At 69.8% G+C, this 15,264-nt stretch carries 16 protein-coding genes; 4 read left to right on the forward strand and 12 right to left on the reverse strand.

The features are described from left to right. Positions 1 to 14: 14 nt before the first annotated feature. The 8 genes from lpdA to MFF55_RS13215 form a co-directional block, all read right to left on the reverse strand. Complete coding sequence (gene lpdA / locus MFF55_RS13180) at positions 15 to 1,454, reverse strand: dihydrolipoyl dehydrogenase (protein WP_238244553.1); 1,440 nt, start codon at positions 1,452 to 1,454, stop codon at positions 15 to 17. Then, the gene (locus MFF55_RS13185; RefSeq protein ID WP_238244554.1) at positions 1,455 to 1,946 is read right to left on the reverse strand and encodes an endonuclease domain-containing protein; all 492 of its coding nucleotides are present in this window, start codon (positions 1,944 to 1,946) and stop codon (positions 1,455 to 1,457) included. 187 nt (positions 1,947 to 2,133) lie between these two features. Further along, positions 2,134 to 3,549 (reverse strand): pyruvate dehydrogenase complex dihydrolipoamide acetyltransferase, encoded by a 1,416-nt coding sequence (locus tag MFF55_RS13190; protein WP_238244555.1) that lies wholly within the window; start codon positions 3,547 to 3,549, stop codon positions 2,134 to 2,136. 17 nt (positions 3,550 to 3,566) lie between these two features. After that, positions 3,567 to 4,160, reverse strand: coding sequence for a Uma2 family endonuclease (locus MFF55_RS13195; protein ID WP_238244556.1), 594 nt, complete (start codon positions 4,158 to 4,160; stop codon positions 3,567 to 3,569). 10 nt (positions 4,161 to 4,170) lie between these two features. Next, the gene (locus tag MFF55_RS13200) at positions 4,171 to 4,446 is read right to left on the reverse strand and encodes a DUF5076 domain-containing protein (protein ID WP_238244557.1); all 276 of its coding nucleotides are present in this window, start codon (positions 4,444 to 4,446) and stop codon (positions 4,171 to 4,173) included. A gap of 9 nt (positions 4,447 to 4,455) precedes the next feature. Next, positions 4,456 to 5,904, reverse strand: coding sequence for a pyruvate dehydrogenase complex E1 component subunit beta (locus tag MFF55_RS13205; protein ID WP_238244558.1), 1,449 nt, complete (start codon positions 5,902 to 5,904; stop codon positions 4,456 to 4,458). 50 nt (positions 5,905 to 5,954) lie between these two features. Next, complete coding sequence (pdhA, locus tag MFF55_RS13210; RefSeq protein WP_238244559.1) at positions 5,955 to 7,031, reverse strand: pyruvate dehydrogenase (acetyl-transferring) E1 component subunit alpha; 1,077 nt, start codon at positions 7,029 to 7,031, stop codon at positions 5,955 to 5,957. Between the two features lie 95 nt (positions 7,032 to 7,126). Then, positions 7,127 to 7,438, reverse strand: coding sequence for an FtsB family cell division protein (locus MFF55_RS13215; RefSeq protein ID WP_238244560.1), 312 nt, complete (start codon positions 7,436 to 7,438; stop codon positions 7,127 to 7,129). Between the two features lie 53 nt (positions 7,439 to 7,491). On the opposite strand from MFF55_RS13215, the gene MFF55_RS13220 reads away from it, so the two are divergent. Both MFF55_RS13220 and mntR read left to right on the forward strand, forming a co-directional pair. Next, entirely contained in the window at positions 7,492 to 8,382 is an 891-nt protein-coding gene (locus MFF55_RS13220) for a LysR substrate-binding domain-containing protein (RefSeq protein WP_238244605.1), read from the forward strand. A 104-nt stretch (positions 8,383 to 8,486) separates the two neighbouring features. Further along, the gene (mntR, locus tag MFF55_RS13225; protein ID WP_238244561.1) at positions 8,487 to 8,939 is read left to right on the forward strand and encodes a manganese-binding transcriptional regulator MntR; all 453 of its coding nucleotides are present in this window, start codon (positions 8,487 to 8,489) and stop codon (positions 8,937 to 8,939) included. Positions 8,940 to 8,997: 58 nt separating this feature from the next. On the opposite strand, the gene MFF55_RS13230 is transcribed toward mntR, so the two are convergent. After that, positions 8,998 to 9,534 (reverse strand): Dps family protein, encoded by a 537-nt coding sequence (locus MFF55_RS13230; RefSeq protein WP_238244562.1) that lies wholly within the window; start codon positions 9,532 to 9,534, stop codon positions 8,998 to 9,000. Between the two features lie 101 nt (positions 9,535 to 9,635). Further along, complete coding sequence (locus tag MFF55_RS13235; RefSeq protein WP_238244563.1) at positions 9,636 to 10,526, reverse strand: L,D-transpeptidase; 891 nt, start codon at positions 10,524 to 10,526, stop codon at positions 9,636 to 9,638. A gap of 225 nt (positions 10,527 to 10,751) precedes the next feature. Between MFF55_RS13235 and MFF55_RS13240 the strand changes: the two genes are divergently transcribed. Continuing rightward, positions 10,752 to 10,985: a hypothetical protein gene (locus MFF55_RS13240; protein WP_238244564.1), complete on the forward strand. Its 234-nt coding sequence runs from the start codon at positions 10,752 to 10,754 to the stop codon at positions 10,983 to 10,985. A 90-nt stretch (positions 10,986 to 11,075) separates the two neighbouring features. Then, entirely contained in the window at positions 11,076 to 12,302 is a 1,227-nt protein-coding gene (locus tag MFF55_RS13245) for an exonuclease SbcCD subunit D (RefSeq protein WP_238244565.1), read from the forward strand. Between the two features lie 227 nt (positions 12,303 to 12,529). On the opposite strand, the gene MFF55_RS13250 is transcribed toward MFF55_RS13245, so the two are convergent. Together MFF55_RS13250 and MFF55_RS13255 are read right to left on the reverse strand one after the other, a co-directional pair. Then, on the reverse strand, positions 12,530 to 13,048 hold the full coding sequence (locus MFF55_RS13250) for a GNAT family N-acetyltransferase (RefSeq protein ID WP_238244566.1): 519 nt from the start codon (positions 13,046 to 13,048) through the stop codon (positions 12,530 to 12,532). Then, positions 13,045 to 14,607: an OpgD/OpgG family glucan biosynthesis protein gene (locus MFF55_RS13255; RefSeq protein ID WP_238244567.1), complete on the reverse strand. Its 1,563-nt coding sequence runs from the start codon at positions 14,605 to 14,607 to the stop codon at positions 13,045 to 13,047. The genes MFF55_RS13250 and MFF55_RS13255 overlap by 4 nt, the downstream gene beginning before the upstream one ends. Positions 14,608 to 15,264: the final 657 nt, after the last annotated feature.

Genomic DNA, 15,264 nt, shown 5'->3' on the forward strand with positions numbered 1-15,264 from the left:
AGGATCATCGAAGCTTAAGTGTGGATCACCCGCCCATACGCATCGAGCACGCTCTCGTGCATCATCTCCGAGAGCGTCGGGTGCGGGAAGACCGTGTGCATCAGGTCCTCCTCGGTGGTCTCGAGGTTCATCGCCACCACGTAGCCCTGGATCAGCTCGGTGACCTCGGCCCCGACCATGTGGGCGCCGAGCAGCTGGCCGGTCCCCGCGTCGAAGATCGTCTTCACCAGCCCGTCGGGCTCGCCGAGCGCAATAGCCTTGCCGTTGCCCGCGAAGGGGAAGCGGCCGACCTTCACGGCGAAGCCGAGCTCCTTCGCCTTGGCCTCGGTGAGGCCCACGGAGGCGATCTGCGGCTGGCAATAGGTGCAGCCGGGGATCTTGGCCTTGTCCATGGCGTGGGTGTGCAGGCCCTTGATGGTCTCGACGCAGAGCACGCCCTCGTGCTCGGCCTTGTGGGCGAGCATCGGCGGACCGGCGACGTCGCCGATCGCGTAGAGGCCGGGCACGTTGGTACGCCCTAAGCCGTCCGTGACGACGATGCCGCGCTCGATCTTCACGCCGAGCTTTTCGAGCCCGATCCCCTCGATGTTGCCGACGACGCCGACGGCCGAGATCAGCTTCTCCGCCGTGAGGGCCTGGCTCTTGCCGTCGCCGGTCTCGATGGTGGCAGTGACGGAATCGACCGCCTTCTCCACCTTCGTCACCTTGGCGCCGGTGAGGATCTTGATGCCTTGGCGTTCGAAGCGCTTGCGGGCGAGCCCGGCGATCTCGGCATCCTCGACGGGCAGGATCTGCGGCAGGAGCTCGATCACCGTCACCTCGGCGCCCATGGTGCGGTAGAACGAGGCGAACTCGATGCCGATGGCGCCCGAGCCCATCACGAGCAGGCTCTTGGGCATGCTCTCGGGGACCATGGCCTCGTAGTAGGTCCAGATCTGCTTCTTGTCCGGTTCGATGCCCGGGATGGCGCGCGGCCGCGCGCCGGTCGCCACGATGATGTGCTTGGCCTCGTAGGACCCCGCCCCGAGCGCGCCCTTCGGCGCCGGCGCGCGGGCGGTCTCCTTCACGGTGACCCGGCCCGGCTGGTTGCCCTTGGCCGCCGCATCGACCGAGGCCTCGCCCCAAATGACGTCGACCTTGTTCTTCTTGAGCAGCATGCCGACGCCGCCGTTGAGCCGCGACGAGACCCCGCGCGAGCGCTTCACCACCGCCGCGGTGTCGAACGAGACCTCCTTGGCCGAGAGCCCGTAATCGCCTGCGTGCTGCATGTAGTGGTAGATCTCGGCCGTGCGCAGCAGCGCCTTCGTCGGGATGCAGCCCCAGTTCAGGCAGATGCCGCCTAAGTGCTCGCGGTCGACCACCGCAGTCTTGAACCCGAGCTGCGCGGCCCGAATCGCCGCGACGTAGCCGCCGGGGCCGGCGCCGATGATGAGGATGTCGTAGGTGTCGGGCATCTATCGCTCCGCGAATTCTCCTCCCCCTTGCGGGGAGGAGGTAGGAGGTGGGGGTGGCGCCGGATCAGGCTGTCGCGGTGCTGCCTGCACCACCCCCGGCTCCTCCCCGCAATTACGCAGGGAGAGCTCGGCAAAGATCGTATCGAGACCGACGTCAATCTCGCGCATCACGTCGGCGTTGGTGAAGCGCAGCACTTGGAAGCCGTAAGCGGCGAGGGTTGCGTCGCGCTGGGTATCGTAGGCGGTGTTTCGGTCCGTGCCATGCTGCCCGCCATCGACCTCGACGATGAGCCGCGCCGAGAGGCAGCAGAAATCTGCAACATAGGCGCCGATTGGAACCTGTCGGCGGAAGTGAGTTCCGTGGATTGGTAGGCGGTGACGGAGGTGCCACCAGAGACGCCGCTCAGGTTCAGTCAGTGCCTTGCGCAGCGTCTTGGCATTCGTGGCGGCACGAGGGGTGACAGGTTTGGTCGAATCCTCACGCCAAGCCATCGTCAGCACAGAAAATCCGGGCTCGTCGCTACTGCCCTATACAGGCGAGACTCTTCCCTCCCCCTTGCGGGGAGGGGTAGGGGTAGGGGTGGGGGTGGTGCAGGATCGAGCGTCACGGTGCCTTCTGCACCACCCCCACCTCCAACTCCTCCCCGCAAGGGGGAGGAGAGCCCGTCAAGCAAGCCCCTCACACCAGCATCCCCATCGGCTTCTCGATGAGCCCCTTGAAGGCCGAGATCAGCTCGGCGCCGAGCGCGCCGTCGAGGACGCGATGGTCGCAGGAGAGCGTGCAGGTCATCATCTGCACGACCGCCGGCGCGCCGTCCTTCACCACCACGCGCTTCTCGCCTGCGCCGACCGCCAGAATGGTCGATTGCGGCGGGTTGATCACCGCCGTGAAGTGCTTGATGCCGAACATGCCGAGGTTCGAGACCGAGGTGACGCCGCCCTGGTACTCCTCGGGCTTCAGCTTCTTGGCGCGCGCCCGGCCCGCGAAATCCTTCATCTCGTTGGAGATGGTGGACAGCGTCTTCTGGTCGGCCTTGCGGATGACGGGCGTGAAGAGGCCACCGTCGATGGCCACGGCGACGCCGACCTCGGCGTTGTTGAAGCGCAGGATCCGGTCCTCGGCCCAGACGGCGTTGGCCGCCGGCACCCGCATCAAGGCGAGGCCCATCGCCTTGATGACGAAGTCGTTGACCGAGAGCTTGAAGGCCGGCTTGCCGTCCTTGTCCTTGCCCGCGCTGGCGTTGATCTGCTCGCGCAGGGCCATGAGCGCGTCGAGCTCGCAATCGACGGTCAGGTAGAAGTGCGGGGCCACCTGCATCGCCTCGGTGAGGCGCTTGGCGATGGTCTTGCGCATCCCGTCGAGGGGCACCTCCTCGAAGCTGCCCTTGGCGTAGAAGCCGCGGACCTGGTCGGCCGTCAGCCCGGGCGTGGCCGAAGCGGCCTTCGCCGGGGGCAACGGGACCTCGGTCGCCTTGCCCACCTCGGGCGCCGCCTTCGCGGCCGGGGCCGCCTTGCCCGTGCCGGCCTCCAGGGCCGCGCGCACGTCGCGCTCGATCACCCGTCCGTGCGGCCCTGAGCCCTTCACCGCCGAGAGATCGATGCCCTCCTGACCCGCGATGCGGCGGGCGAGCGGCGAGGCGAAGACGCGGCCCTCCGGTGCCGCGCCGTTCGCCGTCGCCGGCGCGCCCTGCGCAGGCCTGGCACCCTCGGGCGCCTCGTTCACCCGGGCATAGGACATGGTCCCCTCGCCCGGTGTTGCATTCGCGGCGCCCGCCGCCTCGGGCTTCGGCGCCTCGGATTTGGGCGGCGCGGCGCCGTCACCGGCCGGAGCCTGCACGCTGCCCGGGTCCTCGCCGTCGGAGGCGATGATGGCGATGAGGTCGTTCACCGGCACGTCGGCCGTGCCCTCCGGCACCAGGATCTTGGCGAGCACGCCCTCGTCGATGGCCTCGACCTCCATGGTCGCCTTGTCGGTCTCGATCTCGGCGAGCACGTCGCCGGACTTGACCGCATCGCCCTCCTTCTTGAGCCACTTGGCGAGGTTGCCCTTCTCCATCGTCGGCGACAGGGCGGGCATCAGGACGTTGATCGGCATGGGAACGATTCCTGGCGTCAGGTCTCTGGCGAGTTGGGGGCGGCCGGATCGTCGAAGGCGAACAGGTCGTCGAGCGGGAACGAGACGGCATCGAAGGGCGGCAGGCTGACCGCCTCGCCGCGCTGGACGGTTCCGAGCAGCAGCCATTGCCCGTCGGTGGGGGCAAAGGCTTCGAGCACCCCGTCCGCCGGATCGAGCAGCCAGAGATGGCCGACGCCCGCCTCGGCGTAGATGCGGTGCTTCGGTCCGCGATCGAGCCTGGCGGTCGGGGGCGACAGGACTTCGCAAACCCAGTCCGGCGGCGTCTCGATAAATGCGGCATCGAGTTCCGCCAGCATCCGACCGTTTTGCCAGCCGGCCATATCCGGAACCACCACTTGAGAACCGAAATGAAATTCCGGCCGCCAGCAGAACATCCAATTGCCTGGCCTTCCCTGAGGACGGCCGAACGCCGGGCCCAACTCGCCCATCAGCGCCGTTGCCGCAGCCCCATGCCGAGGCGGCAGAGACGATTGTGTCTCCAGCCTCCCATCGATGATCTCGGCCACGAGATGCGCCGGGACCGCCTCAGGATCGGCGTAGGTGGCTTCGCGGATCGCGGCCTCGGCCATCGGACCCCCGTCAGTTCAACCCGCCGGGGTCGAGGCTCTCGGCCTCCCACCCGGCGCGGATGCGCTCGAACGCCTCCTCCTCCGACATCTCGGTCTCGAGGCTGTACGCACGAGCGGCCTGCCGGGCGAGGTCGATGAGGAGACGGCCCCAGGTCGAGGGGTCCTCGAAGGAGCGACGCAGGGCCACGCTCACGGCCCCGTCCACGACGGCCGCGCGCAAAACCTCCACGCCGCCCTGTTCGAGGGCGTCCGGGGGCACCGAGAGTTCGGCGAAGGGCTCGCTCACGATCCCGCCCTAACAGTAGCACACCGCCTTCGCCGCCTCGATCACCTCGGCGACGTTGGGCAGCGCGAGCTTTTCGAGGTTGGCCGCGTAGGGCATCGGCACGTCCTTGCCCGTGATGCGCAGCACCGGCGCGTCGAGATAATCGAAGGCGTCGACCATCAGCCGCGCCGCGATCTCGGCGCCGATGCCCGATTGCGGGAAGCCCTCCTCCACCGTGACGCAGCGACCGGTCTTCTTCACCGACTCCACCACCGTGTCGGTGTCCATCGGCCGGAGCGTGCGCAGGTCGATCACCTCCGCCTCGATGCCCTCCTCGGCGAGCGCCTGCGCCGCCTTCAGCGCGTAGGTCATGCCGATGGCGAAGGAGACGATCGTCACGTCCTTGCCCTCCCGGTGGACCTTCGCCTTGCCGATGGGCAGCACGAAATCGTCGAGCTTCGGCACCGGGAAGCTCTGGCCGTAGAGGATCTCGTTCTCGAGGAAGATGATCGGGTTTGGGTCGCGGATCGCGGCCTTGAGCAAGCCCTTGGCGTCCGACGCCGTGTAGGGGGCGATCACCTTGAGGCCCGGCACGTTCGAGTACCAGGCGGAGTAATCGTGGCTGTGCTGGGCGCCGACGCGGGCCGCCGCGCCGTTGGGGCCCCGGAACACGATCGGCGCGCCGAGCTGCCCGCCGGACATGTAGAGGGTCTTGGCCGCCGAGTTGATGATGTGGTCGATCGCCTGCATGGCGAAGTTGAAGGTCATGAACTCGACGATGGGCTTCAGGCCCGAGAGCGCCGCGCCGACGCCGATGCCGGCGAAACCGTGCTCGGTGATCGGCGTGTCGACGACGCGCCGCGCCCCGAATTCCTGCAGCAGCCCCTGCGTGACCTTGTAGGCACCCTGGTACTCGGCGACCTCCTCGCCCATCACGAAGACGGCATCGTCCCGGCGCATCTCCTCGGCCATGGCGTCGCGGAGCGCCTCGCGCACCGTCATGGTCACCATCTCGGTGCCTTCCGGGAACTCGGCCATCACCGGCTCGCGAGCCTTGTTGGTGATGGTGGCGGGCGCCGCCGGCGCGTTCGGCTTGTCGTCCGGGGTCCTGGCCGTCGGCGCGCTCTTCTCGGCTTGGCCCTCGGCCTGCATGTCGGGCGTGGGGGCCGGCTGCGGCTCGGAGGCCCCGTTCGGCTTAGGCCCCCCGCCGGAGGCCGCCGCGGCCGAGACGTCCTCGCCCTCGCCTGCGATCACCGCGATCGGCGTGTTGACCTTCACGCCCTCGGTGCCCTCGTCGACGAGGATCTTGGCGAGCACGCCCTCGTCGATGGCCTCGACCTCCATGGTCGCCTTGTCGGTCTCGATCTCGGCGAGCACGTCGCCGGACTTGACCGCATCGCCCTCCTTCTTGAGCCATTTCGCGAGCTTGCCCTCCTCCATGGTGGGCGAGAGCGCGGGCATCAGGATGTCGGTCGCCATGGATTACTCGTGCGGTCGGGGTTGGCGGGAGCCTCGCGGGGTCGGACGCGTCAGGCTCTCGCTTCGAGCAGGATGTCCGTCCAGAGCTCGGAGGGATCGGGCTCGGGATCGTGGGTGGCGAATTCCGCCGACTCGTTGACGATCTCGCGCACCTTGGCGTCGGTGGCCTTGAGGTCGCCCTCCGGCACGCCATGCGCTTCGATCAGGCGCTTGCGCACCATCTCGATGGGGTCGTGCTCGTCGCGCATCTTCGAGACTTCGTCCTTGGTCCGGTACTTGGCCGGGTCGGACATCGAGTGGCCGCGATAGCGGTAGGTCTGCATCTCCAGGATGTAGGGGCCTTCCCCCGAGCGGGCATGCGCGATGGCCCGCGTCGCCGCCTCGCGCACGGTGCGGACGTCCATGCCGTCGACCTGCTCGCCCGGGATGCCGAAGGAGATGCCACGCTTGGAGAAATCCGTCTGCGCCGAGGCGCGGGCGACCGAGGTGCCCATGGCGTAGCGGTTGTTCTCGATCACGTACACGACCGGCAGCTTCCAGAGCTGGGCCATGTTGAAGCTCTCGTAGACCTGGCCCTGGTTGGCCGCGCCGTCGCCCATATAGGTGAGGCTGACCTTGCCGTTCTTCGTGTAGGCGTCGGCGAACGCCAGCCCGGTGCCGAGCGAGACCTGGGCACCGACGATGCCGTGGCCGCCGAAGAACTGCTTCTCGCGGGAGAACATGTGCATCGAGCCGCCCTTGCCGCGGCTGTAGCCGCCGCGCCGGCCGGTGAGCTCGGCCATGACGCCTTTGGGGTCCATGCCGCAGGCGAGCATGTGGCCGTGGTCGCGGTAGCCGGTGATGACCTGGTCGCCCTCCTCCGAGGCCATCTGCATGCCGATGACGACGGCCTCCTGGCCGATATAGAGGTGGCAGAAGCCGCCGATCAGACCCATGCCGTAGAGCTGGCCGGCCTTCTCCTCGAAGCGGCGGATCAGCAGCATCTCGTGATAGGCGTGAAGGTCGTCCTCGCGGCTGAATTGCGGGATGTTCGGGGCCGGCGCGTGGGATTGAGAATCCTGGGACGCGGAGTTCTCAGCGGCGACCGGTTCGACCTTGGCGGGGCTCGCCTCTTTCGCGGCATCCATCGGCAACCTCCCGTGAACGGCTCTTGGCAGAGGTTCTAGGGCAGGGCCTCCCGGAAAGCGAGGGCTTACGCCGGCGGAAGGCGGCGCCGATACAGTCAGGGATTGATGATGACGACGTCGTTGGCGTGGACGCGGCCGAGCACGACGCGGGCCCGCTCCTCCAGGAGGTCGCGGTCGATCTGCTCGCTGCGCAGCAGCGCGACCCGATGCTCCCAGACCGCCCGCTCCGCCCGGGCGGCGGCGAGCTCCTGGTTGAGGCCGTAGGCCTGGATCTTGAGGGCGCGCTTGGCCTCGAGGCCGCGATTGCCGCTCTCGGCCTGATGCACGAAATAGCCGACGCACAAGCCCGACACGGCGTAGAGGCCGAGCGGCAAGAGGACGGAACGGACGCGACGGCGGACCACCATGGCGCCAGGATCGCGCCCTACGGTTAAGGAAAGCTTTCAAGGCACACACCATGATGCGCTTCGACCTCGTCGATCTCGGCCTGTTCCGCCACGTGGTCGAGGCGGGCTCGATCACCCACGGCGCGGCGCGAGCGAACCTGGCGCTCGCCGCGGCCTCCGTGCGCATCCGCGCGATGGAGGAGACGCTGGGCGCGGCGCTGCTCACGCGCGGGCGGCAGGGCGTGACGCCGACGCCGGCCGGGCGCACGCTGCTCGCCCATGCCCGCGCGCTCATGGACGGCATCGACCGGATGCAGGGCGAGCTCGCCGCCTATTCCGGCGGCACCGTCGGCCAGATCCGGGTCCTGTCGAACACCAATGCCCTGACCGAGTTCCTGCCGGAGGTCCTGAGCGCCTATCTCGCCCGCCACACCGGCGTCAGCGTCGACATCGAGGAGCGGACCTCGGACGAGATCGTCGGTCTCGTCGCGGAGGGCACGGCCGACCTCGGCATCGTGGCCGGCACCGTCGATACCGGGACGCTCGAGACCTACCCGTTCCGCCAGGACCGCTTCGTCGTGGTCGTGGCCCCGACCCATCCCCTGAGCCGCCGCGAGGCGGTCACCTTCGCCGAGGTCCTGGCCCACGACCTCGTCGGCCTCGACAGGGCGAGCGCGCTGACCCGGTTCCTCGCGGACAAGGCGGCGCGCAGCGGCACCCCCATGCGCCTGCGGGTGCAGCTGCGCAGCTTCGACGCGATCTGCCGCTTGGTCGAATGCGGCGTCGGCCTCGGCATCGTGCCCGAGACGACCGCCCGGCGGGCCGTGCGCGTCATGGACATCGCGCTGGTGCCGCTCACCGACCCCTGGGCGGCCCGCGATCTCACGCTCTGCCTGCGCGCCCTGGAGAGCCTGCCCGCCTTCGCCAAGGATTTCGTCGCCCATCTGCGCACGTCGACGCTGTGAGCGCGGGGACTCCCCTCGGGCCGCCGGCTTGGGCTAAACAAGGGGACGACGCGCGTTCAGCGCCTCCAAATGATGCGCCTTCAAGAAGCGGGAGCAGGCCGCAGATGCGGGATTCGTCGCGATCCGCGCCCGAGGCGGCGCTCATCGACCCGGACGTGCATGTCGAGAGCTTCCGTCAGGCCCGCGAGGCGCGGCGCCTCGAACTCGTCGAGGATTACGTCGAGCTCATCGCCGACCTGATCGGCGATGGCGGCGAGGCGCGCCAGGTCGACATCGCCGCCCGCCTCGGCGTCGCCCAGCCGACGGTGGCCAAGATGCTCAAGCGCCTCGCCGAGGACGGGCTCGTCCTGCAGCGGCCCTATCGCGGCGTGTTCCTGACGCAGGCGGGCCAATCGCTGGCCGAGCAGAGCCGCGAGCGCCACCGCATCGTCGAGCAATTCCTGCGCGCGCTGGGCGTCAGCGCCGAGACGGCGCGACGCGACGCCGAGGGCATTGAGCACCACGTCAGCGCCGAGACGCTGGACGCCTTCCGCCGCTTCTCGGAACGGGCAAGCTAAGAAAAAGGCTCCCCGTCGGCGACGGGGAGCCCTCCAGCGGCCGGATCGTCGGGCGCGATCAGTGGCCCGTCTGGGTGGCGGACCGGGTCGCCTCATAGAGGAACCAGGTACGCTCTTCGGCCTGGTCGATCCATTCCTCGATCAGGCTCGTGGTCGAGAAATCGTTGTGCTCGTCCGTCATCTCGTGGAGCTCGCGCAGGTTGGCGGTGAGCGCTTTGTTGTCGTCCCTGAGCTCCGCCAGCATGTCGAGCGGGTTGACGTACTCGGCGTCGTTGTCCCGGATGCGCGACTTCGCATGCGCCTGGCCGAGCGAGCGCAGCGTGGTGCCGCCGATCTTGCGGGCGCGCTCGGCGACGTCGTCGGTGATCGCGAAGATCTGCTCGGATTGCTCGTCGAGCATCAGGTGATAATCGCGGAAGTTTGGGCCGCTGACGTGCCAGTGGAAGTTCTTGGTCTTCAGATAGAGGGCGAAGAGGTCCGAGAGCAGGACCGTCAGTCCCTCGGAGATCTTCTTGGTCGCCTCGGGCGACAGGTCGGTCGGGGTGTTCAGGCGGTCGGCCTCGACGCGCGTGCGTCCGCTCAAGCTCTTGGCCATGGTCGTGCAGTCTCCGAAATGAATGGCGTGCGGGCGCGCGCCCTCAACGGCGCGCCTCATGCCCTGGGCCAATTCGACGGCTGCGCGATGGTTCCCCGGCCTCAGGTGAGCACGACGACGCGGGTGCCGATCTCGACGCGGCCGTAGAGGTCGATCACGTCTTGATTGATCATCCGGATGCAACCCGACGAGACGCTCTGCCCGATCGTCTCGGGCTCGAGGGTGCCGTGGATGCGGTAGAGCGTGTCCTTGTTGCCCTGCCAGAGGTAATGCGCCCGGGCGCCGAGCGGGTTGCGAGAGCCGCCGGGCACGCCGAGGCCGCTCTGGAGCTTCGTCACCTCGCGCGCGATCCTCGGCGTGCGGGCGATCATCTCCTTGGGCGGGTACCAATCCGGCCAGGCCTGCTTCGAGTTCACCGTCGCGACGCCCGACCAGGCGAAGCCCTGCTTGCCGACGCCCACGCCATAGCGGCGGGCGCGGCCGCCGGCCTGGACCAGAAACAGGTGTCGGGCGCGGGGATCGACCACGATCGTGCCGGCGGGCTCGCGGCCGGAATAGGCGATCTCCTGGCGCAGGAAGACCGGGTTCGCGCGGCGCCAGTTGAAGGCCGCGATGGGGAACGGCTCGTCGGTGATGGCGGCGTAGGCGCGGGCGTAATCGATCGGGCCGTCGTCGACGGGGCGCGAGGCGGCCGCCCGGCCGCTCGGCCGGGCCTCGCCGGAGCCCTCCCGCAGCGGATCGAGGTCGGGCTGCCGGCGCGGGGCGGCGGAGCGGCCGTCATACGGCTCGTAGCGTCCGCCGCGCTTGCGGAAGAGCTGGCCCGCCTCGTCGCGGTAGATCAGGTCGTCGTCGAAGGGATAGCCGCCGTCGATGGCATCGTCGGGCAGCGGGCCGCGCCGCTGCGCGAAGGCGGGTCCGATCGTACCGAGGATCAGGCTTGCGCCGGCCCCGCCGAGAAGCAGGCGGCGGGTGGGGGTGATCGAATCTGACATGGCGGGCGCTCTGCATCTCCTGCGGCGGCGAATTCAAGGCGGCCCCTAGCAAGACGGCCGCGTCCCGTCACTCCGCATCCGCCGCGGTCAGGGTGCCGGACCGCACCTGCCTGTGCGCAGGCCACGAAAAGGGAGGGAAAAGGATCGTCCGGGCGATTGCGGAATCGCGCGCACCACCAACATACGATGAAGCCTTCCGGCCAAGCTCACCCTCGGAGTCGATTCGTGCCGGTTTTTCACCGCAGCCGCCTCGCGATCGCCCTCGTCGCCCTGGCGCTTCCCCTCGCGGCGGCCGCGGAGCCCGCGCCGCGGAAGCCGACGGCCGTCGCATCCGGCGTCAAGGCCACGAACCCGACCTGGACCTCGGCAGAGCCGGAGCCCTCCTGCCACCGCAGCCGCCGCAAGCTCTGGCAGGACGGCGAGGGTTGGGTGGTCAAGACCGTCACCGTCTGCCCCTGATCCGAGCCCCTCTCGAACGCGTCCTCACTCCGCGCTACAAGCCCCGCCCATGAGCGGGGCGAGGGCCGCCCGCGCGATGGGAGGGCTCCGGTGATCCGCGTCCTGCATACGGGCGACTGGCATATCGGGCAGAGCCTGCGCGGCCACACCCGCGAGCGCGAGCACCGCCTCGTCTTCGCGCGGCTCGAGTCCATCGTCGTCGAGCGCGAGGTCGACGCGCTCGTGGTGGCGGGCGACGTCTTCGACAGCCAGAACCCGTCGGGCGAAGCGCAGGCGCTCTTCTACGGTCTGCTCCTGCGCCTGCACCGGGCGCGACCGGGCATGACCATCGTGATTACGGCCGGCAACCACGACGCCGCCGGCCGGCTGGAGGCGCCCCGCCCGCTCCTCGACGCGATCGGGGTTCACGTCATCGGCAACATCCGGCGCCGCGACGGCGCCATCGACATCGCCCGCCACCTCGTGCCGCTGAAGACGAGCGGCGGGGTCGCCGCCCAGGTCCTCGCCGTGTCCTATCCCACGGCCGCCTGCCTGCCCTCCCTCGCGACGCTCGCCGAGGCGGAGGGCTCGCCGATCGTGCGGGCGGTGCGCAGCCTCTACGAACAATTGTTCGAGGCCGCCCTCCCCCGCCTCGACGGCCTGCCCCTCGTGGTGACCGGCCACCTGCACGTCGCGGGCGGGCTCGAATCGGAAGGGGCGGAGCGGCGCATCCTGGTGGGCGGCGAGCATGCCGTTCCTGCCGACGTCTTCCCGGCCGAGGCCCGCTACATCGCGCTCGGGCACCTGCACAAGGCGCAGGGGATCGGCCGCGCCAGCGTGCGCTATTGCGGCTCCCTGATCCCGCTCTCGGCCGCCGAGCAGCCCTACGATCACGGCGTCACCCTCGTGACGCTCGACGGCGGACCGGCCCGGATCGAGCACATCCCGATCGCGCGCCCCGTCGCCTTCCTGCGCCTGCCGACCTCCGGCGACATGCCGCTCTCGGAACTCGCCGACCGCCTGGCCGCCCTCGACCTCGATCCGGGCCTGCCCCAGGACGAGCGGCCCTACCTGCAGATCCGGCTCTCGCGCGAGGGGTTGAGCGCCGGCTACCGGGCCGAGGTCGACCGGATCGCGGAAGGCTTCCCGGTGCGCGTCGTCGATCTGCGCGTGACGCCGCAGGCCGCCCCCGCGGCGGAGCCCGAGCCGGTCCCGGCCGCCCGCCTCGCCGAGCGCGATCCGGAGGATCTCTTTCGCCTCGCCTTCGCCCGGGCCCGGGGCGCACCGCCCGAGCCCGCCCATCTCGACGTGTTCCACCGCGTGCGCGCCGAGGCCTGAGGTCTGAAACCGCGTCCGGTCGATCGCTTTGGCTGCGCCGCCCTTTCCCGGACGCCTGGAGCGTCAGCGGAAGGCGATCCGGGATCCAGCGATTGAACTTGCCGCGCCAGCGGCTCTCGACAGATGGCGCCGACGTTCGGCCGCTTCGCGGCTTCTCGCGCTGGATCCCGGATCGGGGTTCGCTTCGCGCCACCCGTCCGGGAAAGGGGAGAGTGACGCGACCGAAGCTATTGACCGAAGCCGATACGCGGCGACAGCGCCCTGACGTAGCGCCAGGCCTCCATCCCGTCCTCGTAGTAATCCGGGATCACGCCGAACCGCGTATAGCCGTGCCGCTCGTAGAGCCGGATGCCGGCGCCGTTATCGGCGCGGACCTCCAGGCGGAGATGGCTGCAGCCATGCGCCCGGGCGTCCGCCTCCGCCGCATCGAGCATGATGCCGCCGAGCCCCGAGCCGGCGCGGGCGGGCGAGACCGCGATCGACGAGAGCCGGGCGTTGCGACTGTTCCGCCGGCGCTCCAGCGTCGCGGCGCCGACGAGGACCTCCTCCCCCGCTCCGTCGTCGCCCAGCGCCACGAGAACCGACATGGTCGGCGAGCGGATCGCGTGGCGGATCGCCCGCCGCTCGGCGCGGTCCCCCGCGAAGGCGGCGTGTTCGAGAGCCACCAGCGCGTCGAGATCGTCGATGCTCGCCGTGCGGATGCGAACGGCCGGTGCCGTCCGGGACCGGCTGGGATGCGGGCTCACGCGGCGGTCCAGGGATAGAGCCAGGTCTCGGTCAGCGCCCGGTCGCCCGCCCGCAGGAAGGCGCGCAGCTCCGTCGATTGCCCGATCGCGTCGAGCGCGAGGTCGAGCGCCGCGCGAAGCCCCCCGGTCTCGGGGTTCGGCGTGATCGAGGTCGCGGTGATGCGCCCTGCCGAGGCGCTCGCGACGACGGCGATGCCGGATGGGTCCGCGAAATGGTCCCCGAGATTGCCGCCCGCGAAATCGATGAGGAAGCGCCGGCGCAAGCCCGAGCCCGGTTCCCTGGCGCCCGGCGCCGCGCCGCTGGCGGCCGGCGCGGCGGTGAAGGTGTTCAGGACGCGCCCGCCCGGATGAAGCGCGCCGCCGGTGCTGCGAAGGCGGTAGGACAGGCTCACCGGCCGGCCCGCGGGGTAGGGCTCCTTCGGCCGCCAGAACGCGACCACGTTGTCGTTGATCTCGGTGTCGGTGGGCAGCTCCACCAGCATGACGCTGCCCTCGCCCCAGGCGCCGTCCGGCTCGACGAAGTAGCCCGGCCGCCGGTGATAGGCGGCCTCCAAGTCCTGGTAATTCGCGAAGAGCCGGTCGCGCTGGATCAGGCCGAACCCCTTCGGGTCGGTATCCAGGAAGGACGAGATCCGACGCGCCGGAGGATTGCCGAGCGGCCGCCACAGCCACTCGCCGGACGCGGTCGCGATCTGGAGCCCGTCGGAATCGTGGAGCTCGGGCCGGTAATCGTCCACGTGCCGCCGGTCGTTCTCGCCGGCGAGGTACATCGAGGTCAGGGGCGCAAGCCCGACTGCGTCGAGGGCGACGCGGGGATGCAGGCTCGCCCGCACGGCGACCTGCGTCTCCTCTCCCGGCGCCACCGTGAACCGGAAGGCGCCCGCGAGCGAGGGGGAGTCGAGCAGCGCGTGCACGATGCAGGAATCCGGGTTCGCCTCCGGCACCTCGACCCAGAACTCGCGAAACAGAGGAAACTCCTCCGGGCCGCCCCGGCCCTCGACGTTGAGCGCGAGCCCGCGCGCCGACAAGCCGTAGAGCTGGTCGCGCCCGAGGAACCGGAAGTAGCTCGCGCCGACGAAGACGATGAGCTCGTCGAGCCGGTCCGGCTTGTTCAGGTTGGTGTGGAGCCGAATGCCCGCGAAGCCGAGATCGCCGGGCAACGGCGCCTGCATCGTCGTGCGCCCGAAATCGAACAGGTCCGCCCGGTACGCGATCGGCGTGGCGACGCGATCGCGGACGAGGTTCACCCGCACCGGCTGCTTGTAGAGGAAGCCGAGGTGGAAGAGCTGAAGCCGGAACCGGGTCTTCTCCAGTAGGGCCCGGTCCGGGCGGAAGCGGATGTCGCGCCAGGCATCGTAGTCGAGCCGCGCGATGGGCTCGGGCAGGGCCGGGAGCGAGGGGTCGTAGGGTCGCGTCGCGAGGTCGCGCGCACGGCGGTCGACCAGCTCGAAGCCGAAAGGCCCCAGCTCCTGCGCCGAGGCCGCGCCCGGCAGGACCTGATCCGACAAGGCAGCGGCGGCGAGGCCCGTGACGACGGCGCGGCGAGTCGGTTGCGTCATGGATCCTGCGCTTCTGGCGGCCTGTCCTGCCGCGTCCGGGCAGGCTGCCGGGCGGGGGCCTCCCCGCGAACCGCCCGCTTGATGGCCGGTCCGGGCCGGCTTGAAAAGGCCCGCCGGGGCCGAGCGCGACCATTCTGCAACAATGGCGGTGCGCGATCGAGTTTCTTCACCCCGGGGCGCGATTTTTCCTTGTCCCGCGAACCCCCTCCACGTATATGCGCCTTGCCCAATTTCGCACGTGCCTGTGGCCGCGTGTCGGTTGGTGGGCATCCGGCCAACTGCCGGACAGCCGCCAGGGGTCTTAAAGGAGCGATGGTCGACAGGGTGGATTCCCTCCGGCCGGCATCCAGGTGGCAACACCGGACCCCGACAACAACCGGCAGCCGGAGGCGAAACCGGCGAACCCCGCTCTCCACGGGGGACGCAGCTTAAAGCAACGACGAACGGGCTTTTTTGGTCTCGTCGGCCCTCCAAAGGCCGGCACCGAAGAGGCTTGTTTCTCTTTGCCCGGCGTGCGGTAGGGACACCCCCACCAATCCACGGCAGCTTCCGGGTGCTCTCGCGCCCGTATCGTCCGCGTGTCTCCAAAGCACGCGGCGCGATGCGACGCAGCGCCCCCAGACGCCGGACGACTCACGTCGTCCAGACATTCGACAG

This window comes from Methylobacterium iners (assembly GCF_022179305.1).
GTDB classification, from domain to species: Bacteria; Pseudomonadota; Alphaproteobacteria; order Rhizobiales; family Beijerinckiaceae; genus Methylobacterium; species Methylobacterium iners.